The sequence below is a fragment of the Streptomyces sp. LHD-70 genome (assembly GCF_031157275.1).
Lineage (GTDB): Bacteria > Actinomycetota > Actinomycetes > Streptomycetales > Streptomycetaceae > Streptomyces.
Map to the genome: position 1 here is coordinate 1 of NZ_JAVIFW010000045.1, position 16,831 is coordinate 16,831.

A 16,831-nucleotide genomic window follows, 5' to 3' on the forward strand; every position below is an offset into this window, starting at 1 on the left:
CACGGCCTGAACAGGCTGGCCTGGCTGGACCGGCCGACGGGCACCGTGATCCGCCGCTACGAACGCGACCGCCCCGGCGAACTCATCCACGTCGACGTCAAGAAACTCGGCCGGATCCCCGACGGCGGCGGCCACAAGGCCCATGGCCGCGACGCGGGCCGCCCCATCCGCGGCATGGGCTTCGACTACGTCCACTCCGCCGTCGACGACCACTCCCGCCTCGCCTACAGCGAGATCCACCGCAACGAGAAGGCCGCCACCTGCGCAGGCTTCCTCACCCGCGCGGCCGCGTTCTTCCACAACCACGGAATCACCACCATCGAACGAGTCCTCACCGACAACGCCTGGGCCTACCGCAAGGCACTGGCCTGGCAGGCCGCCCTCGCCGAACTCGGAGCCACCGGCAAACTCACCCGCCCCTACCGCCCCCAGACCAACGGCAAAGTCGAACGCTTCAACCGCACCCTGCTCGACGAATGGGCCTACCTACGGCCCTACACCAGCAACACCCAACGCACCGAAGCCCTGGCAGACTTCCTCCACACCTACAACCACCACCGCAGCCACACCGCACTCGGCGGCCAACCACCCATCACCCGTGTGAACAACGCTTCAGGTCAATACACCTAGCGCCTGGCCATCACCGGATGAACTCCCCGACCAGCTCGGCGAATTCGTCCGGGGTGGCCAGGCGTATGCCGAGGGTCTCCGCCTTCGTGCGCTTCGAGCCCGCGCCCTCGCCCGCCACGACCAGGCTGGTGTTCTTCGAGACGCTTCCCGATGCCTTGCCTCCGGCCCGCTCCACCAGTTCATTCATCTCGTTGCGGGAGAGCTTCTCCAGTGGGCCCGTCATCGCGCCCGTCACCACGACCTTCATCCCGGCCAACGGGCCCGCGGGCGCCGGGGGTTGGTCGGCGACAGCCTCCTCCGCCGAGCCGTCCGCCACGCCCTCGGCCACAGGAGCGGCCGGCGGAGTGGCGCCGGGCTCCGTCATCGACAGGCCCGCCGCCGCGAGGCGGTCTATCTGGACGGTCAGCTCGGCCAGTTCGGTGACGATCACCGGGGCCTTCTCCCCACCGATGCCCTCGACCTGCTGCATCGCCTCCGCGTCCGCCGCCCGGATCGCGTCCATCGTGGCGAAGTGGCGGGCGATACGGCGGGACATGGACCGTCCCGTGCCCCGGATGCCGAGGGCGCAGAGCACACGCGACAGCGGCTGCCGCTTCGCGGCGTCAAGGGCGGCCAGGAGATTGTCGGTGCTGGTCTCCCCCATCCGATCGAGGCCGAGGAGGTCGTCCCTGGTCAGGCGGTCGAACAGGTCCGGCAGCGCGGAGACCAGGCCCGCGTCGACCAGCTGCACCACGCGGGAGTGGCCGAGGCCCTCGATGTCGAGCTGGTCGCCCCCCGCGGCGTAGGTGACGGAGGCGACGAGGTGGCAGTTGCGGCCGCGCTCGCAGCGCCACCTCTGCTCCCCGGTGTCGATCCCGGAACCGCACTGCGGGCAGGCCGCCGGGAATGCGATCTCCCGCTCGTCGCCCGTGCGCAGATGGGCCACGGGGGCCTCGACGCGCGGGATGATGTCGCCCGCCTTGTAGACCATGACGTGGTCGCCGAGGCGCAGGCCGCGGCGCGTGATGTCGGCCGGGTTGTGCAAGGTGGCGTAGGTGACGGTGGAGCCGTCGATGTCCACGGGTTCGAGGACGGCGCGGGGCGCGATGATGCCGGTGCGGCCGACGTTCCACTCCACGTCGAGCAGCTTGGTGATCTTCTCTACGGCGGGGAGCTTGAAGGCGAGGGCCCAGCGCGGGGCGCGCGAGCCTTCTCCGGCCGCCCGCTGGTCGGCGGCGAGGTCGGCCTTGATGACGATCCCGTCGATGCCGAACGGGAGTTGTGCGCGCAGCGCCCCGATCTCCCGCACGCGCGCGAGGACGTCCTCGACGGTGCTGACGACCGTGCCGGGCACCTCCGTGCTCGCCGGGGTGTTGATGCCGTACCGGACGGCCCGGTCCATGAGGTCGCCGTGGGCGGAGTCGGCCAGCTCGGCGGCGAGGCCGTCGTCGGTGTCGGGCAGCGGCAGCAGGCCGTACCCGAAGAACGTCATGGGCACGGTGTAGGCCCGGTCCTTGGCGCGCAGGGTACCGGCGGCGGCGTTGCGCGGGTTGGCGAACGGGTCGCCGCCGTGCTGGGTGCGGGCCTCGTTCGCGTACTCGAACTGGGCTGTCGTCATGAGGACTTCGCCGCGCACCTCGACCGTGGCCGGTTCGGTCAGCTCTGCGGGCAGCCCTTCGATCGTGCCGATGGCGTGCGAGACGTCCTCCCCGGCCGTCCCGTCGCCCCGGGTGATCAGTCGCGTGAGGCGGCCCTGCTGATAGCGGGCGGCGATCGCGAGGCCGTCCAGCTTCGGCTGGACGTTCCAGGACGCGACCGGACGGCCGATCCTGCGCTCCAGTGAGGCGGCCCAGGTGGTGAACTCCTCGTCGGAGAAGGCGTTGTCGAGGCTCAGCATCGGGACGGTGTGCGGCACGTCCCCCTCGACCGCGCCGCCCGCCACCTTGCCCGAGGGCGAGTCCGGCAGGGTCTCGTCGGGGTGCGCCGCCTCGTACGCGGCGATGGCGCGGACCAGCCGGTCGTACGCGTCGTCGTCCAGGGCTGAGCTGCCGTTGTCGTAGTACGCGGCGGCAGCCTGGACCGCCTGCTCGACCGCTGCCGCATAGGCGGTGGCGGAGGACAGCGCGATGGCCTCGGCGGGCGCTTGACCAGCAGGAACAACGGGAGGAACGGCAGTGGTTGTCGTCATGCCCCCATCCTGCCGTGCACCACTGACAATCGACCTCGACGGCGGCTCGGCGGAGGCCGCGACAGCGGCTCGGCGGAGGCCGCGACAGCCGCCCGCGGAGGGTTCCCCGGCCTCCTCCCGAGCCCCGTTCGCGTGACCAAATCGCAAGCCCCGCAAGCCTGTTCACCGATCACACCGCCCACTAGGGTGTCTTGCTCCAGAGCTACGACATGGGCCGTTCTCTGACGCGACGGGGGAAGCGTGGCGCCCGTATTCGAGCACGCCGATCTGCTGTTCCGACTGCTGGGAAAGCTCGTCTCCCGGCCCAAGAAGACCGAATTGCCCGGCGAGGTTCCCCATCGGGACGGCATTCCGATTCTGAGCCTCGTCGGCGACCACCAGGACGACCTCGCGGAACAGATCGAGCACGCCCTCAACGACGCACAGCCGAGGGCCGTTCCCTTTCAGCCGGTCGACATGGAGATGGAATGGGACCGGGTCGTCCGCGAGCGCGGTGACGAAACCGCTGAGAACTATCTGAATCCGGCGTGGCAGCGGGCCGAGCTCTGCCGTCGCATTCTCGTGGAACTGGCCAGCAAATACTCCTCCGACCGGTACGGAAGCGACCGGCGGGTGCGTTTTCGCCGCCTCGGTCTGGTCAATTGGCTGTTGCAGCTGACGGACACCGCGCAGGAGCCCGACAGCCAGCACGGCCGTATCGTCCTGCGGCGGCTGCGCGACCGTGAACTGGAACGCCGGCGGTTCTTCGGATTCATGCGCAGCCCGAGCACGGAAGTGGCGCTCCAGGGCACGGTTCCCTGGTGGGCGTACATCGTGGGCCTGTATCTGGTGCCGATCTTCTGGTTCCGGGTCTGGCGCGGACTGGGCCGGGAATACCGCTGGCTATTGCACCAGCCGTACATGGCCCCGGCCGATCCGGGCACGTTCATCGGTTTCGCCGTACGCCTCACGCAGCCCCGCTGGGGGCGGGAAGATCCGCAGCAGATCAGCAAATTGCTGATCGACGCCTTTCTGGAGGATCTGCGGGTCTCCTATCGGCGCCGCCCGTGGCGTCGGCGCGCTCATCGGCGTACGGCCTATGGCGTGGCGTTTCTGCAGGGTGTGAGCGAGCGGAATCACGGCCAGGAATTGGTGCGGCTCTTCGCCGAAGTACGCAATGACATCGGCGCGTTCGACCCGTTGCTGCTCATCACGACCAGCCCTGAGGCACCGGGAGGCGACCAGACCCTCAGCGTGCGGGAACTGACCGACAATCCCGCGCCGTACGACGTCTGGTGCGAGCACGTGCGCAGTGCGGGCGGCGGTCGGCCGGTGCAGTTCTGGTATTTGCCGGTACGCATTCCGGGGACGGTTCCGGAGAGCGACGAGCGGTACGAGATCCAGCGCGACGGGGCGGCGATAGCGCGCCGCCTCTCCGTACCGAACCCGCCCGCGTGGACGAGCCGGGCCGCGGCGCTGGTCTCCGCCGCCGTCGCGCTCGCGGTGCTCGGCGGCACCGTGGGCCTCGGCGTGGCCGACCACCGCGGCGACCGCGACAACTGGCAGCAGGACCACTGCGGCCTGAGCCGCGACGACCCGGACGCGGCGACGGTGTGGACGGCGAAGTCCGACGAATGCGTGGGCGTCGCGCCGCACGGCTTCGCCTTCGGCTCCTCGGACGAGCGGGTGCGCAAGACGATGGACACCATCGCCGCGCAGAACAGGGAGGCCGAGCGGATCCACCAGGAAAACCCCGCACGGCCGTTGGTCACGCTGCTGCACATGACCGCGCTGCTCACCGCGCCCGGCCGCAAGCAGAACGGCGCCCAGTCGTACGCCCGCGAGCAGTTGCAGGGCGCCGCGAGCGCGCAGCGGCGGCAGCTCGACAACGCCGGTGACCGGCAGCCCGTGCTGCGGATCTTCCCGGCGAGCGCGGGCAGCGGCATGCGGCACGGGGCGGACGTCGCGCGCCGGATCGGGAAGCTGATGGCGGCCGACCCGAGCATCGTCGGGGTCACGGGCCTGGACCAGAGCCGCAAGGCGACCATCACGACGATCGACCAGCTGACCGAGGTCGGGCTGCCGATGGTCGCGACGACCCTGTCGGCGGACTCGCTGCCGAGCGAGTCGTCGATGTACTACCAGGTCTCGCCGCTGAACCGGCGCGAGGCCGCGGTGGCCGCCGCGTACGCCGGTCATCTCGTCGACGAGGACAAGTTGAAGAAGCGCGTCCGCGTCGTGTACTCCCTGGACCCGACCGACGAGTACAGCGAGAACCTGCGCCAGGACGCGGCGAAGTCGTTCAAGGACGCGGGGTTCGAGGTCGACCAGGAGGGGTACGTCCCGTCGTCCAGCTCGCCCGGGACGCCGAACGGGCAGGGCACGCGCGCCATCGGTGAACAGGCCTGCGGCTACGACGGGTTGGTGTTCTTCGCGGGGCGCAGCGAGGACTTCGAGACGATCCTGGGGGCCACCAACGACACCTGCGGTTCGAACCCGCCCGCGCTCCTCGGTGGCGACGACGTGGCCCGGCTCGGTGCGGACCCGGAGCGCCGTCGGGCCTTCCCGCGGGTGCCCTTCGAGTTCCTCGACTTCACCGTAGGCTCGGCCTCCTGCGACGGGCCCAGCGATCTCTACAGCACCATGAAGGAGCTGTTCCCCGAGGAGTGCCGGCGCGTCAAGGACACCTCGCTCGACGGTCACGCGGCCCTCGCCTTCGATGCGGTCAACCTCTACATGAAGGCCATCTCCCGCCTGAGGGACACGGCCCCCGGCATCCCGCTGACCCCGTCCGCGGTGTGGCACGCGCTGAGCCGGATCCACGGGCGGGCGGCGCTCGACGGCGAGAGCGGCGTGATCGACTTCGGCGGTGGCGTGGACCAGCAGGTTCCGCTGGACAAGCTCATCTCCGTACAGCGCGTGGAGGGCGCCCAGCGGCCGCAGCAGATGGGGTTCTGCGGGCGGCAGGGCGCGGGCACGGGCGCGAAGTGGTGCCCGCCATCGGAGGAGGCCAGGTCACGCTCTTGACCGACACGCAGGTCACGCTCCTGACCCGACCCACGAGTCATACTCCTGACCGACACCCCATTTTTTGAACACGTTCAACACCTGGGTTACGCTCGTGCCACCAAGCAAGGGGGTACGGACCATGAAGATCGTGATCCCGGGGGGAACGGGTCAGGTCGGCGCGATCCTGGAGCGGGCGTTCACGGCGCAGGGCCACGAGGTCGTGATCCTGACCCGGCAACCGCGGGGCCCGCAGGACGTGGCCTGGGACGGGGTCACGCTCGGCGACTGGGCGGCGGAGATCGACGGCTGCGACATCGTGGTCAACCTCGCCGGGCGCAGCGTCAGTTGCCGCTACACCGAGGAGAACCTGCGGGCCATGATGGACTCGCGCGTCGACTCCGCGCGGGTCGTCGGCGAGGCGATCGCCGCGGCCGCGAAGCCGCCGCGCGTATGGCTGCAGATGAGCACCGCCACCGTGTACGCCCACCGGCACAACGCCCCGAACGACGAGGCGAGCGGGGTGATCGGCGGCGACGAGTCCGGCGTGCCCGCGTCCTGGGCGTACAGCGTCCGCATCGCCGAGAACTGGGAACGCGCGCAGGAGGAGGCGGACACCCCGGACACCCGGAAGGTGGCGCTGCGGGCCGCGATGGTGATGAGCCCGGACCGCGGAGGTGTCTTCGACGTCCTCTCGCGGATGGCGCGGCTCGGCCTGGGCGGTCCGGTCGCGGGCGGTCGGCAGTACGTGTCGTGGATCCACGGGCGGGACTTCGTACGGGCCGTCGAATTCCTCGTCGACCACGAGGAGTTGACCGGCCCGGTCAACCTGGCCGCGCCCGCTCCGCTGCCGCAGCGCGCTTTCATGCGGGCGCTGCGGACGAGTTGGCGCATGCCGTTGGGGCTTCCGGCGACGCGGTGGATGGCGGAGATCGGCGCGTTCCTGCTGCGGTCCGACACGGAGTTGCTGCTCAAGAGCCGTCGCGTGGTGCCCGGTCGGCTGCTCGACGCGGGCTTCTCGTTCACGTACGAGACATGGCCGAGGGCCGCCGACGATCTGGTGGGGCGGGCCCGGCTGCGGACGGCGGCGCGGCGGGGCGGCAAGTAGCCCGGCGCGCCCGTCCGTTCAGAAGCGCCCCGTCGTTCAGACGCGCCCCGTCCGTTCAGAGGACGCGTACGTCCGCATCGGCATCCGTGAGCTTCTTCCACCAGTGCCCGTACCGCCCGTAGACCCCCGGCTCGCGTTCGCTCAGGAGGGCGCGCAGGGAGTGCGCCTCGGCGGCGAGCGCGTCCCACACCGGCCGGGGCAGCGGCTCGAACGCCGTGGCCTCGATGCCGTCATCGGCCGGTCTCCACACGCCCGCGACCCGGCCCTCCACCAGGAGGGTGGGCAGGACGTCGCCGTTGTTGCGGATCACCAGGGGGCGGTACGCGGGTGGGATGAGGCGGCTGCGGTCGGCGTACGCGAGGAGGGTGCTGTCCCACATCGCCATCAGGCGGGGCGGTGCGGGCGTATCGGCAGGTGGGCGGGGTGCGTCCGGGAGGTCGAACAGCGTGCTGCCGTCCGGCCCTTGAAGCTCCTCGACGGCGCCGCCGAGGGCACGGAGCGCGGTGCGTACGGGAGTTCGCTGGAGCATGGCGAACTGGGTCACGTCGGCGACCGACGCCGGGCCGAATCCGGCGAGATAGCGCAGGATGAGGGTGCGCAGCGCCTCGGCGTCCCCCTCGCGCCCGGGGCCCGGGAGGGGGCCGGGCCCGGCTCGGACGAAGGACGGTCGGTGGCCGAAGGACCAGGGGGCGCCGGTGGGGGCGTGCTGCAGCGGTGCGTACCCCTTCAGGCCCCACCAGGCGCCGTCCTTCTTCTCCTCGCCGAGCCGTTCCACCAGCCATGCCTGCAGCTCGGCCGAGGTGCGCGGGCGCTCGGCGAAGGCGAGGAGGTCCGGCACGAGTGCGTGGGCGTCGGCCGGGGTGAGTCCGGCCTCGGCGAAGCGGTAACCGAGCCGGGAGGCGTACAGCGTGGGCTGCATCGCCGCGCGGAAGTCCGTGTAGTCCTCGGCGGCCACGGCGTGCAGGGTGATGCGCATCAGGGTCGCCTTGACCACGGTCCGGTCGGTGAACGCGGCGTCGAGCTCGGCGGGCGCGAAGTCTCTGAGCCTGTTCCACAGGGCGAGGTAGGGCGAGGCGGGGTGCTGCGCCTGAAGGGCGACCACACGGCGCACGGCCTCGGGCACGCTCAACGGCGCCCGCTCCAGGAGGAGTTGGCGACTCAGTGTCGCCCGGTTGAGTTCTCCCGCACTGATCTCCACCCTTCGAATTCTGGCACGCGGGTCTGACAACGGGCGGCGCGTCCCGGGCCTCGTCGGCACGCTGCTCGACGGCTGGGCCCCGGCCCCGACCCGCGCCTTCGTCTCCACATTCTGATCACCTTGCACATCCCTCAACGGCCTGGCGCCGCGTCGGTGAGGGTGCACCCTCACCGGCGCGGCGCCGTACAGGTAGCGTCCAAGGGCTTGCCCTCCGGCCAGGCCACGCCCACGAAGTCGAGCTTCTGGTCCGGCTGCCACTTCGGGTCGAGTCGTACACGGTGCACGGCCTTGTTGAACGCGTTGCCGTGGTTGTCGAGGCAGATCCAGCCCGTCGTCCCCCTGATCTTGTTGACGCTCTTCAACTGGTGCCAGCCGCTTGCGACTTCGTCCGGGCGCGGGATGCGCTTTCCGCCCTCGGCCTGGCGGCGGATGCTGGTGACGGCCGTGCGCGTGGCGTCGTAGATCGTCATGAGGCGGGAGTCCTCGAGGTCGGCGTCCTTCAGTCCGGCCACCGCCGCCTTGAGGTGTTTCATCTCGGTACGCGCGTCCTCCGCCTCCGGAGCCTTGCTCTTCTCCCACGCCTCGGGGTGGCCCACGGCGGCGTACTCGACGGTGACGCGGGCGAGTGCCCGGCGCCACTCGTCCAGCTCGTGGCGCTTGACGTACGAGTCGACCGTCGAGGCACCCGAGCCCGTGATGACGCGGAAGCTGTTCTCCGTCCTCGCGCACGGCTGGCTGCCCAACTCCAGTACGAGCATGCGCAGTTGGGGCGGCCGTCCGGCGAAGTAGATGTCCTTGGCGCCGGACTGGCAGATGTTCTGGGCGATGTTCTCGAAGTCACCGGCGAGGCTGGGGTCGTCGTCGGAGCCACCGGACGAGCGGTACTGCTCGGACTCCAGGGCGCCGCTCGGCCGCTTCGCGTTGAACGCGTCGCGCAGCGTGTCCACGTAACTGTCGCCCGGCCGGGTGTCCTCGACCAGGAACACGTTGTCGTCGTCGGGCAGGCTCGCGAGCACCTCGGCCTGGTCCTCGTTGGGCGGGACGATCCGGGCGAGGCCCGGCATGGTCAGGTCGGAGGCGGTGATGGGGCCGCCGACCACCGGAATGTGCAGGTCCTCGGTCAGGTGCCTGATCGCCTTCTTGGTGTTCTCCTCGCTCATGTCGAAGCCCACGACGGCCCGCAGGTTGTCCTCCTTCGACCGCGCCATCTCGTCCAGCTCCTGAGCCACCGCCGCGTACTGGGCGCTGCCGAGGCCGGGGTTGGCGAGGACGAGCCGGACGGCCGGTGAGCCGCGGTCGTTCACGCGGCGCTGGGCGAGGTGGGCGCCCTGCACCTCGTGGCGGATCTGCCGCTCGACGGCGGCCTTGCGGTTCAGGTCGGTCTCGTCGGTGGTCAGGGGGATGAGCAGGGCGACGGTGACGTACGGAAGGCTGCCCCCGGTGACGCGGTCGTTCTCCTTCTTGATGGACGCGGAGATGTCGTCGAGCTCGCCGAAGACGAAGCCTCCGTCGCTGACGCCGGTGCACTCCTCGGCGGGCCCGCGCTCCCAGACGCGGTCGGCGCAGCGCTGGGTGAGGTAGCGGATCGAGCCCCAGCCGGAGCCGAGGGCCAGATAGCCGCAGAGGGCGAGGACGACGGCGCCGACCGCGCCCACGGTGAGGTTGCGGCGGTTGCGCCACCACGGCACGGGCGCCGGCTCGGGGCGGGCGAGAGGACCGCGGCGGTCGGGGCGGGCGAGAGGACCGCGGCGGTCGGGGCGGTCCCGTTCGGGCGATCCGGGCATCACCACGGCTCCTTGTCGTAGGACTGGATGCGCTCGTGCAGCGGAAGCCCCCGCAGGTGCGGAACGTCCTCGCTGAGCTGCTGCAGATGGACGGCGATCTCCGTGCGCAGCCGCGCCGTCGGGTCCCACAGGGGGTCCGACCAGAGCGAGGCGTACGGGTCGGTCGGCGGGTGCAGGGTGAGCTGGCCGGCGATCAGGAGCCGCGCGACGGGGAGTTGCTCGGCGGGGACCCTGGTGCCGAGGCGTTCCACGGCGGCCTCGTACTCCTGCGTGCCGTCGTCGGGCGCGGCGAGGCGCGGGTGCGGGGCGCGCTGCACCCACGACAGGGCCCGGCACCACTCGGCCATGTGCACGCCGCCCTCCTTGACGTCCTGGAGGAGGCCGTGCAGGAACCGGGTCGCGGCCGGTACGTCGCCGAGGGCGAGGTGGTGGTACGCGGCGTCCCGGCCGCGCTGGGCGTCCCGGAGCCTGTGGTGCGCCCCGGTCCAGGTTCCGGCTTCGGCGCTGTCCTCGCTGCGGGCGAGGTGCTGGAGGAGGTGGCGGCGGGCGATCGGCGGCAGGGTGAGGACGTCGCCGCCGTCGAGCTCCACCACGTCGAAGCGCAGCTCGTCGCCGATCAACTCCGTCACCTGGTAAAGGAGATGGTTGCCCCTCCCCCACAACGCGTCGGCCGCCAGGGCCTGTACGGGAACGGCGGCCGCCGCCACGCGCGGGAGGCGGGCGCGGACCGCCGCGGGCACATCGCCGAAGAGCCGCTCGTACGCCTCCTCTGCGACGGAGGGCCGGTGCGGGGCGAGGGTGAAGATCCGGCGCAGCCGCGTGACGACGGGCAACTCGTCGTCGAAGCGCAGGAGTCGGCGCAGGACGGCCGCCGTCGCGAAGGGCTGTCCACCGGTGAGGTCGTGGACGATCCTGGCCAGCCAGTCCGCCGGACGGCGCACACCGGCCGGGTCCGGCAGGTGCGCGAGGAGCGGCCGGCACTGCTCGGCCACCTCGGCGCGGGTGAGCGGGCGCAGCTGGGCGACGCGCACATGCGGCCTGCCGCGCACGTCGAGCGGTGCGAAGCGCTCCTCGTCCGCTTCGGCGTACAGGTCCGGTGTCCGGTCGGCGTATCGGGCGGGTGCGCGCTCCGCGTACGAGGACCAGCAGGTCAGCAGGCGGCCCGCGGGGACGTCGAGCGGTTCGACCAGGCGGGGGCGGCTGCGGGCCGCGGCCAGGACGAGCAGGGGGTCGCCGTCCTCCGGGCCGCCCCGGCGGGCGGTGCGCAGGGTGTCGAGGAAGGCCTGGCCGCGGTCGTCGTCGGCGTTGTCGAGGAGCAACAGGCAGCGCAGGGTGCGCAGTTCGTGGCCCTTGGCGGAGTCGTAGGCGCGGCGCAGGTCGTCGAGGAAGGCGCGCAGCAGCACTTCCTGGGCGCGCCGCCGCTGCCGGTCGTCGCCGTGCTGGAGGCCGTGGCCGAGCCCGACGAGGAAGTCCTCCGGGGACGCGGGGGCGCCGACATGCCGGGCCAGGGCGCGCCTGACCCGGTGCTCCTGGAGGCGCCGCATGCCTTCGGAGAGGAACGGCAGGGCCGCGAGCCCCCAGGCGGGCATGCCGGCGAGCGAGCCGAGCCTCTCGGCGAGCGACAGGAACAGGTCGAGGGACTGCTCCCGGCCGCGCCCCTCGTCCAGGGCGGTGCTCAGCTCGGCCAGGGCGGCGTCCCGGTCGGCCTGGTCGGTGCGGACGGCGAGCGCGAGCCGCAGCGCCGCGTAGGCGGGCAACTGCATGGGCGGAAGGCCGGGCACTTCGGCGCTCAGCTGGAAGACGACACGGGCCAGGACGTCCACGGGGCCCTGCACGCCGTCCGGGAGCCCGGCGCAGTCGATGTGGGCGACGTACGTGTTTGCGGCGCGCTCCTCGAACGCGGCGAGCAGGCTGGACTTGCCGCTGCCCGGGCCGCCGAGCAGCACGTGCACGTCCCGCCCGTGCCTGCTTCCGCTCGCGGCGACGAGCTGCCGGGTGAACCAGTCGTCGAGGACCAGGTCACGCCCGGACGCCCCCGCCCACTCCTCGTACGCCACCCGAGCCCCCTTCAGCCTTCGGGAGGCTTCATCGTCGTACCAACTGCACGCCGAGGCAAGGCAGTTGATCGCTCTCGTGCGTGGGAGCCGGTCAGGGTGCGGTGTCGAAGCGGCGGCGGGCCTCCTCGATGGCGCCGATGTGCCGCTGGGTCCAGTCGCACATGGCGCCGACGGTGGCGCGCAGGCCGCGGCCCGGTTCGGTGAGGGTGTACTCCACGCGGGGCGGCACGGTGGGGTGGACGCGGCGTTCGACCAGGCCGTTGCGCTCCAGCATGCGCAGGTTCTGCGTGAGCATCTTGTGGCTGATGCCCTCGATCCCGTCGCGCACCTCGCTGAAGCGCCGGGTGCGGTCGCCGAGGGTCTCGATGATCAGGAACGCCCACTTGTTGGCGACGTCGGAGAAGATCTCGCGCGCCAGCGAGTCGGCCCGTCTCAGATCGGCCGCGTCCTCGGGAGGGCCGTTGAACTGCTTGGTCACCATCTGGTTCCTCGGTCACGGAAAAGTGCGTTCTTCCAGGTCGTCGCCGACTCTCCTACGGTTCCCGAGTAACCACAAGTGACCACGGGCGCCCTACCGAACGCTCTGGACCATCACCTCCGCAACGCCCTCCGTTACGCCCTGCACAACACCCTCCGCAACGCCCCCGAGGAGCACCCACCATGGCCATCACCCTCGTCAACCCCCGCGGCCTGCCCGAGATCGGCGCGTACCGGCAGGTGGCCGTCGCGACCGGATCGCGCCTGGTGTTCGTCGCCGGGCAGGTCTCCTGGGACGCCGACGGCACCACGGTCGGCGAGGGCGACCTCGCGGCGCAGGTCGAGCGCTGCTATCTGAACGTCGCCACCGCGCTCGCTTCGGCAGGCAGCTCCTTCGCGGACGTCGCGAAGCTGACGGTGTACGTCGTGGACTGGGCCCCGGAGAAGCTGCCGGTGTTCCTGGACGGGGTGTCCCGCGCGGCCGCGAAGCTCGGCGGGACGCCGGTGCCTCCGGGCACGCTGGTGGGCGTCGCGGCCCTCGACGTACCGGAGCACCTGGTCGAGGTGGAGGCGACGGCGGTACTCGACTGACGCGCCGCCCCGGTGGCCGGGTTCAGTCGCAGAGCGCGGCCTGCTGCGCCTGAGCGAGGGCCTTGCTGCGCAGCACCGGCGGCTCGCCCCGCAACTGCGCCCCGATGTCGAAGACATTGACCGCGAGGACGAGTTGGCGTTCCCCGTCGGCGGTGGTGAGGGCGACGCTGGTGTAGCCGGGACCGGCGCCGTCGCTCCCCCAGGCCTGCGCCGTCCCGCCGTCGCAGGGGACCTCCCGGCGCTGCACCCCGAGCCCGTACGCGGGCGCGTCCGGGAAGTCCACGGTGGTGAGGAGTTCACGCTGCTGGGCGGGGTGCAGCAGCCGGCCGGAGAACAGCGCCCGGTGGAAGCGCGCGAGGTCGTCGAGGGTGGAGATCATGGCGCCCGCGGTCCAGTCGTACGACGGGCTGAAGCGGGTCATGTCCTCCCCGTCGAGGTCGTATCCGTGCAGGTGGGAGCCGCGCACGGCCGGGTCAGTGGTCGGCAGGGAGGTGTCGCGCAGGCCTAGGTCGTGTCCGTAAAGTCCCGCCGTCCGCCCGAAGGGCGGGCCCTGCGGCGTCATGGGGGTCCCCCCTGCTCGAGCGGAGCCGAGAGCTTGGGGGAGCGTGCTCTCGGCGTGCCGGGCGCAGGCCCGGCCCGCACGGCGTGTGTGAACGCACGGACGCCGCGGCCGCGTTCTGGGTGGCGCCGGAGGGCCAGGAGAAGGCCGTGCCGGACGCCGGGACCGTCCAGGAGCTGCAGGACATCCTCGGCGACCGCGCCCCGGTGTTCCGCGCCGCGGTCGAGGCCGCGGCGGAGCACTCACCGAAGGAGCCGCACTGGTATCTCGCGGTCGTCGGCGCCGACCCGGCCGCCCGAGGCCAGGGCCACGGCTCGGCCCTGCTCCGGCCTCGCCCAGGCGGACGCGGGGGGCCTGCCGGTCTACCTGGAGTCCTCGAAGCCGGACAACCTGCCGTTCTACGAGCACTACGGCTTCGAGGTGCTCGGTGAGGCCCAACTTCCGGGCGGCGGACCGGTGTTGTGGGCGATGCGCCGCGCACCTCGGCGAGCCGCTGCCTGACCAGCCCGCCGACGCGAGCACACCCCCGCCACGGGCCCGGACCGATGCGGTCCTGATGCGGTCCTGATGCGGTCCTGATGCGACCCCGGCGCGGTCCGGGCCCGGTGCGTACGCCTCGGCGGGCGAATCGTTACTTCCAGATCTCCGCGACCCATTCGGGGTGGTCGATGAACGGGTTCCGGTTGTGCTGGATCTCGTCGAAGATGACCTGGTTGCGGCGCTTCTCGAAGTCGTCCGGCGGGTCCTCGTCGTTCCACTGCTTGAGGACCGAGAGGCGGCCGATGGCGGGGGCGGAGCCGTTGTTGACCTCGTCGTTGGGCTCCAGGTCGGCGAAGCCGTCCTCGCCGTCGTAGCGCACGGCCATGTAGAGGATCATGCGGGCGACGTCGCCCTTGACCTGGTCGCGCGGCTCGTACGAGTCGTCGTCGGTGAAGTTGCCCGGCGCCTCGGAGAGTTCCTCGCCGCCGTTGTCGAAGTCCTTGTTGCCGCGCGTGCTGTTGACCGACACATCGGTCGGGCGCAGGTGGTGGACGTCGGTGCCCGGACCGGTGGACGTGCCGAAGTCGCCGTGGGACTTGGCCCAGACGTGCTCGCGGTTCCATTCGTCCGGGTTGCCGCCGTTGGTGTCCTTGGACTGGGAGCGGCCGGTGTAGAGCAGGATCACGTTGGACGCGTTGGCCGGGTCCTCGTCGGTCTTCTTCAGGGCGTCCCAGACCTGGTCGTACGAGAGCTTGGTCTGGTCGCTGATGATCGTGTGCAGCGCGGCCTTCAACTCGGGGCCGGTCTTGCCGATCGCGTCCTGGTAGTAGGTGTCGTCCAGGGCCTGGACCGGGGTGCGGGCACCGGCGTCGGCGGGCCGATGGTCCGTGGCGCTGTCCGTGGCGAAGGCCACGGAGGGGACGGCTATGGAGGCGGCGGCGGCTGCGACGAGCAGCGGGCGGCGCCAGCGGCGGCGTGCGGAATGAGCGGACATGTCGTGGGGGGTGTCCTCTCCCGGATCGGCAACGGTGACACCAACACTCGTCCCCCGAATGGGGGTTGACGAAGCATCGGCCCACGAACCCTGCCACGCCGCCCGGGTTCTGCGGTAGCCGCGACATATCTGTTCCATGCCGAACACGTAAACACCCGTTCCCACGCTTGCGGGTGCGGCGAGGGCGGGTGTACGCGCCCCGCGCGGCCCGGACTTGACCCTGCACCGCGGTGCGGGGTGCACCGTGACCGGCATGACCACACAGCACGGCACCTCAGCCCGCCGCACCCCCGACGCCGTCCGCATCGGCGCCTTCTACGACCTGGCCGTCGCCCTCCCCTTCACCACCCCCTGGACCGCGTCGCTCGCCCTCGACGCCGTCCGCGCCGCGCACACCGGGCTCGGCCTGCCGGGCCACCTTCCCGCCCCGTTCGGGCCCGAACACCTGCTGTTCGTCACGTTCTTCGGCGTTCTGGTGACGATGTGGGCGGTGGTGCGGCTCGTACGGCGTGACGCGGTGACCGGGATCGCGGACACCGTGGGGCGGGCCGCGTTCGCTCTGCTGATGACGGCCGCCCTGGCCGCCGGGGTGACGCCCGTGCTCGGCGTGTTCCTCGTCGTCGAGGTCGGCTTCCTGCTGGCGCAGGCACGGCAGTTGACACGGTCCCGGCGGGCCCGTACACGTACCGACTCACCCGCCGCACGCACCCAGGAGACGGTCAGCCCGTGAATTCCGCCGCAGCCGCCCGCGCCGCCGACGTACCACCGAGCACCCTGCGCTACTACGAGCGCCGCGGCTTCCTTGCCCCCGTGCGCGACCCGCACTCCGGGTACCGGCGGTACACCGAGGCGGATGTGCGCCGGGTCCGATTCGTGCAGCGGGCACAGGAGTTGGGCTTCGGGATGGGCGACGTCGCGGCCTTCCTGGCGCTCGCTCAAGACGGTGCGGTGCCGTCCGCGCGGCTGCGCACGGTCGTCGACGCGAAGCTCCACGATCTGGACGTGCGCATCGCCGACCTCACCAGGATGCGCACAGCGCTCGCCCACCTCGCCGACGCGGGCGAGGCGGGCGGGGCCTGCGCATGTCCCGTAGAGGCGGCACTCGTGGACGGCGGAGGGGAAGTCTCGCCGTCCACTGTCCCTGAGACGCCTACGAGTTGAGCCGACGGCGCCGAGTGCGATTAACGCCCGATTGCTTCCACCGTGTGATCCCTGGCCGATCCTGCAACCGCCGCGGGCCGTCCGCGCCTCTCATGCGGTGCCGTCGACGACGGCGCCCCGTAGCGAAGGAGAGCGTTGTGCACACGATGACTGACCCTCACGTAGCCGACTCGACGTTCCGCACCTGGCCGCAGGACGACTTCCTCCTCCCGCCGCCGAACCCGGCCCAGCGTGTGGACGTCTTCCCCGAGCCGTCCGCCGCACCCACCGTGCCCGCCATGCCTGCCGTGCCCGCCGTCGCGTCGGTGCTCGACCCGCGCGACCTGCGCCGCCTCGAACTCAACGCGGCCCTGACGGCGGCCGGGATCGCCCCGCTGCCCGGCGACCGCGAGGCCATCGACCAGCTCAGCGCCCTCCCCCACACCGTCCACGAGGCCCTGCACCGCTGGCTGACGGCCTGAGGAAGCTGCGGCCGGGCGCGTACGCCCTGCCCGGGCACCGGAAGATCCGCGCTGTCCGACCCGCCCGCTAGATGTGTGAGTCCGAAGTTCTCAGTGGTCGTAGGCGATCAGGGATCGTTTGATTGCGGCTCCGGTGGTCCAGTTGTGCCAGATGGCGGTGGCGAGGGCGAGGAGGCGTT

Annotated in this window: 14 protein-coding genes and 1 pseudogene; 8 read left to right on the top strand and 7 right to left on the bottom strand. The window is 71.6% G+C overall.

Going from position 1 to position 16,831, the window contains the following annotated elements; genetic code table 11:
- Window positions 1-630: IS481 family transposase (locus RCO28_RS38825; protein WP_308946121.1), on the top strand; the 630-nt coding region annotated here is incomplete at its 5' end.
- A 10-nt stretch (window positions 631-640) separates the two neighbouring features.
- On the opposite strand, the gene ligA is transcribed toward RCO28_RS38825, so the two are convergent.
- Entirely contained in the window at window positions 641-2,797 is a 2,157-nt protein-coding gene (ligA, locus tag RCO28_RS38830) for an NAD-dependent DNA ligase LigA (RefSeq protein ID WP_308946122.1), read from the bottom strand.
- Window positions 2,798-3,037: 240 nt separating this feature from the next.
- Between ligA and RCO28_RS38835 the strand changes: the two genes are divergently transcribed.
- Window positions 3,038-5,803: an ABC transporter substrate-binding protein gene (locus RCO28_RS38835; RefSeq protein ID WP_308946123.1), complete on the top strand. Its 2,766-nt coding sequence runs from the start codon at window positions 3,038-3,040 to the stop codon at window positions 5,801-5,803.
- Window positions 5,804-5,924: 121 nt separating this feature from the next.
- On the top strand, window positions 5,925-6,890 hold the full coding sequence (locus RCO28_RS38840) for a TIGR01777 family oxidoreductase (RefSeq protein ID WP_308946124.1): 966 nt from the start codon (window positions 5,925-5,927) through the stop codon (window positions 6,888-6,890).
- Between the two features lie 55 nt (window positions 6,891-6,945).
- On the opposite strand, the gene RCO28_RS38845 is transcribed toward RCO28_RS38840, so the two are convergent.
- The 4 genes from RCO28_RS38845 to RCO28_RS38860 form a co-directional block, all read right to left on the bottom strand.
- Window positions 6,946-8,088: a winged helix DNA-binding domain-containing protein gene (locus RCO28_RS38845; RefSeq protein ID WP_308946125.1), complete on the bottom strand. Its 1,143-nt coding sequence runs from the start codon at window positions 8,086-8,088 to the stop codon at window positions 6,946-6,948.
- 167 nt (window positions 8,089-8,255) lie between these two features.
- Window positions 8,256-9,872, bottom strand: coding sequence for a hypothetical protein (locus RCO28_RS38850; protein ID WP_308946126.1), 1,617 nt, complete (start codon window positions 9,870-9,872; stop codon window positions 8,256-8,258).
- Window positions 9,872-11,929, bottom strand: a complete 2,058-nt coding sequence (locus tag RCO28_RS38855) for a hypothetical protein (RefSeq protein ID WP_308946127.1) — start codon at window positions 11,927-11,929, stop codon at window positions 9,872-9,874. The genes RCO28_RS38850 and RCO28_RS38855 overlap by 1 nt, the downstream gene beginning before the upstream one ends.
- A 91-nt stretch (window positions 11,930-12,020) precedes the next feature.
- A complete protein-coding gene (locus RCO28_RS38860; RefSeq protein WP_308946128.1) occupies window positions 12,021-12,410 on the bottom strand; it encodes a helix-turn-helix domain-containing protein in 390 nt (129 codons plus the stop codon).
- 179 nt (window positions 12,411-12,589) lie between these two features.
- On the opposite strand from RCO28_RS38860, the gene RCO28_RS38865 reads away from it, so the two are divergent.
- Window positions 12,590-12,997, top strand: a complete 408-nt coding sequence (locus tag RCO28_RS38865; protein ID WP_308946129.1) for a RidA family protein — start codon at window positions 12,590-12,592, stop codon at window positions 12,995-12,997.
- 22 nt (window positions 12,998-13,019) lie between these two features.
- Here the strand turns inward: RCO28_RS38865 and RCO28_RS38870 are convergent, their stop codons facing one another.
- On the bottom strand, window positions 13,020-13,559 hold the full coding sequence (locus RCO28_RS38870; RefSeq protein ID WP_308946130.1) for a serine hydrolase: 540 nt from the start codon (window positions 13,557-13,559) through the stop codon (window positions 13,020-13,022).
- A gap of 68 nt (window positions 13,560-13,627) precedes the next feature.
- Between RCO28_RS38870 and RCO28_RS38875 the strand changes: the two are divergent.
- Window positions 13,628-14,057 (top strand): annotated as a pseudogene (locus RCO28_RS38875) (GNAT family N-acetyltransferase); the annotation flags it as partial.
- Between the two features lie 130 nt (window positions 14,058-14,187).
- Here the strand turns inward: RCO28_RS38875 and RCO28_RS38880 are convergent.
- On the bottom strand, window positions 14,188-15,030 hold the full coding sequence (locus tag RCO28_RS38880) for an endonuclease (RefSeq protein ID WP_308946131.1): 843 nt from the start codon (window positions 15,028-15,030) through the stop codon (window positions 14,188-14,190).
- Window positions 15,031-15,283: 253 nt separating this feature from the next.
- Here RCO28_RS38880 and RCO28_RS38885 point away from each other — a divergent pair, with 253 nt between their 5' ends.
- From RCO28_RS38885 to RCO28_RS38895, 3 genes are all read left to right on the top strand, one after another.
- Window positions 15,284-15,760: a hypothetical protein gene (locus RCO28_RS38885; RefSeq protein WP_308946132.1), complete on the top strand. Its 477-nt coding sequence runs from the start codon at window positions 15,284-15,286 to the stop codon at window positions 15,758-15,760.
- Window positions 15,757-16,191: a MerR family transcriptional regulator gene (locus RCO28_RS38890; RefSeq protein ID WP_308946133.1), complete on the top strand. Its 435-nt coding sequence runs from the start codon at window positions 15,757-15,759 to the stop codon at window positions 16,189-16,191. The genes RCO28_RS38885 and RCO28_RS38890 overlap by 4 nt, the downstream gene beginning before the upstream one ends.
- Window positions 16,192-16,337: 146 nt before the next feature.
- Complete coding sequence (locus RCO28_RS38895; RefSeq protein ID WP_308946134.1) at window positions 16,338-16,652, top strand: hypothetical protein; 315 nt, start codon at window positions 16,338-16,340, stop codon at window positions 16,650-16,652.
- Window positions 16,653-16,831 lie beyond the last annotated feature (179 nt).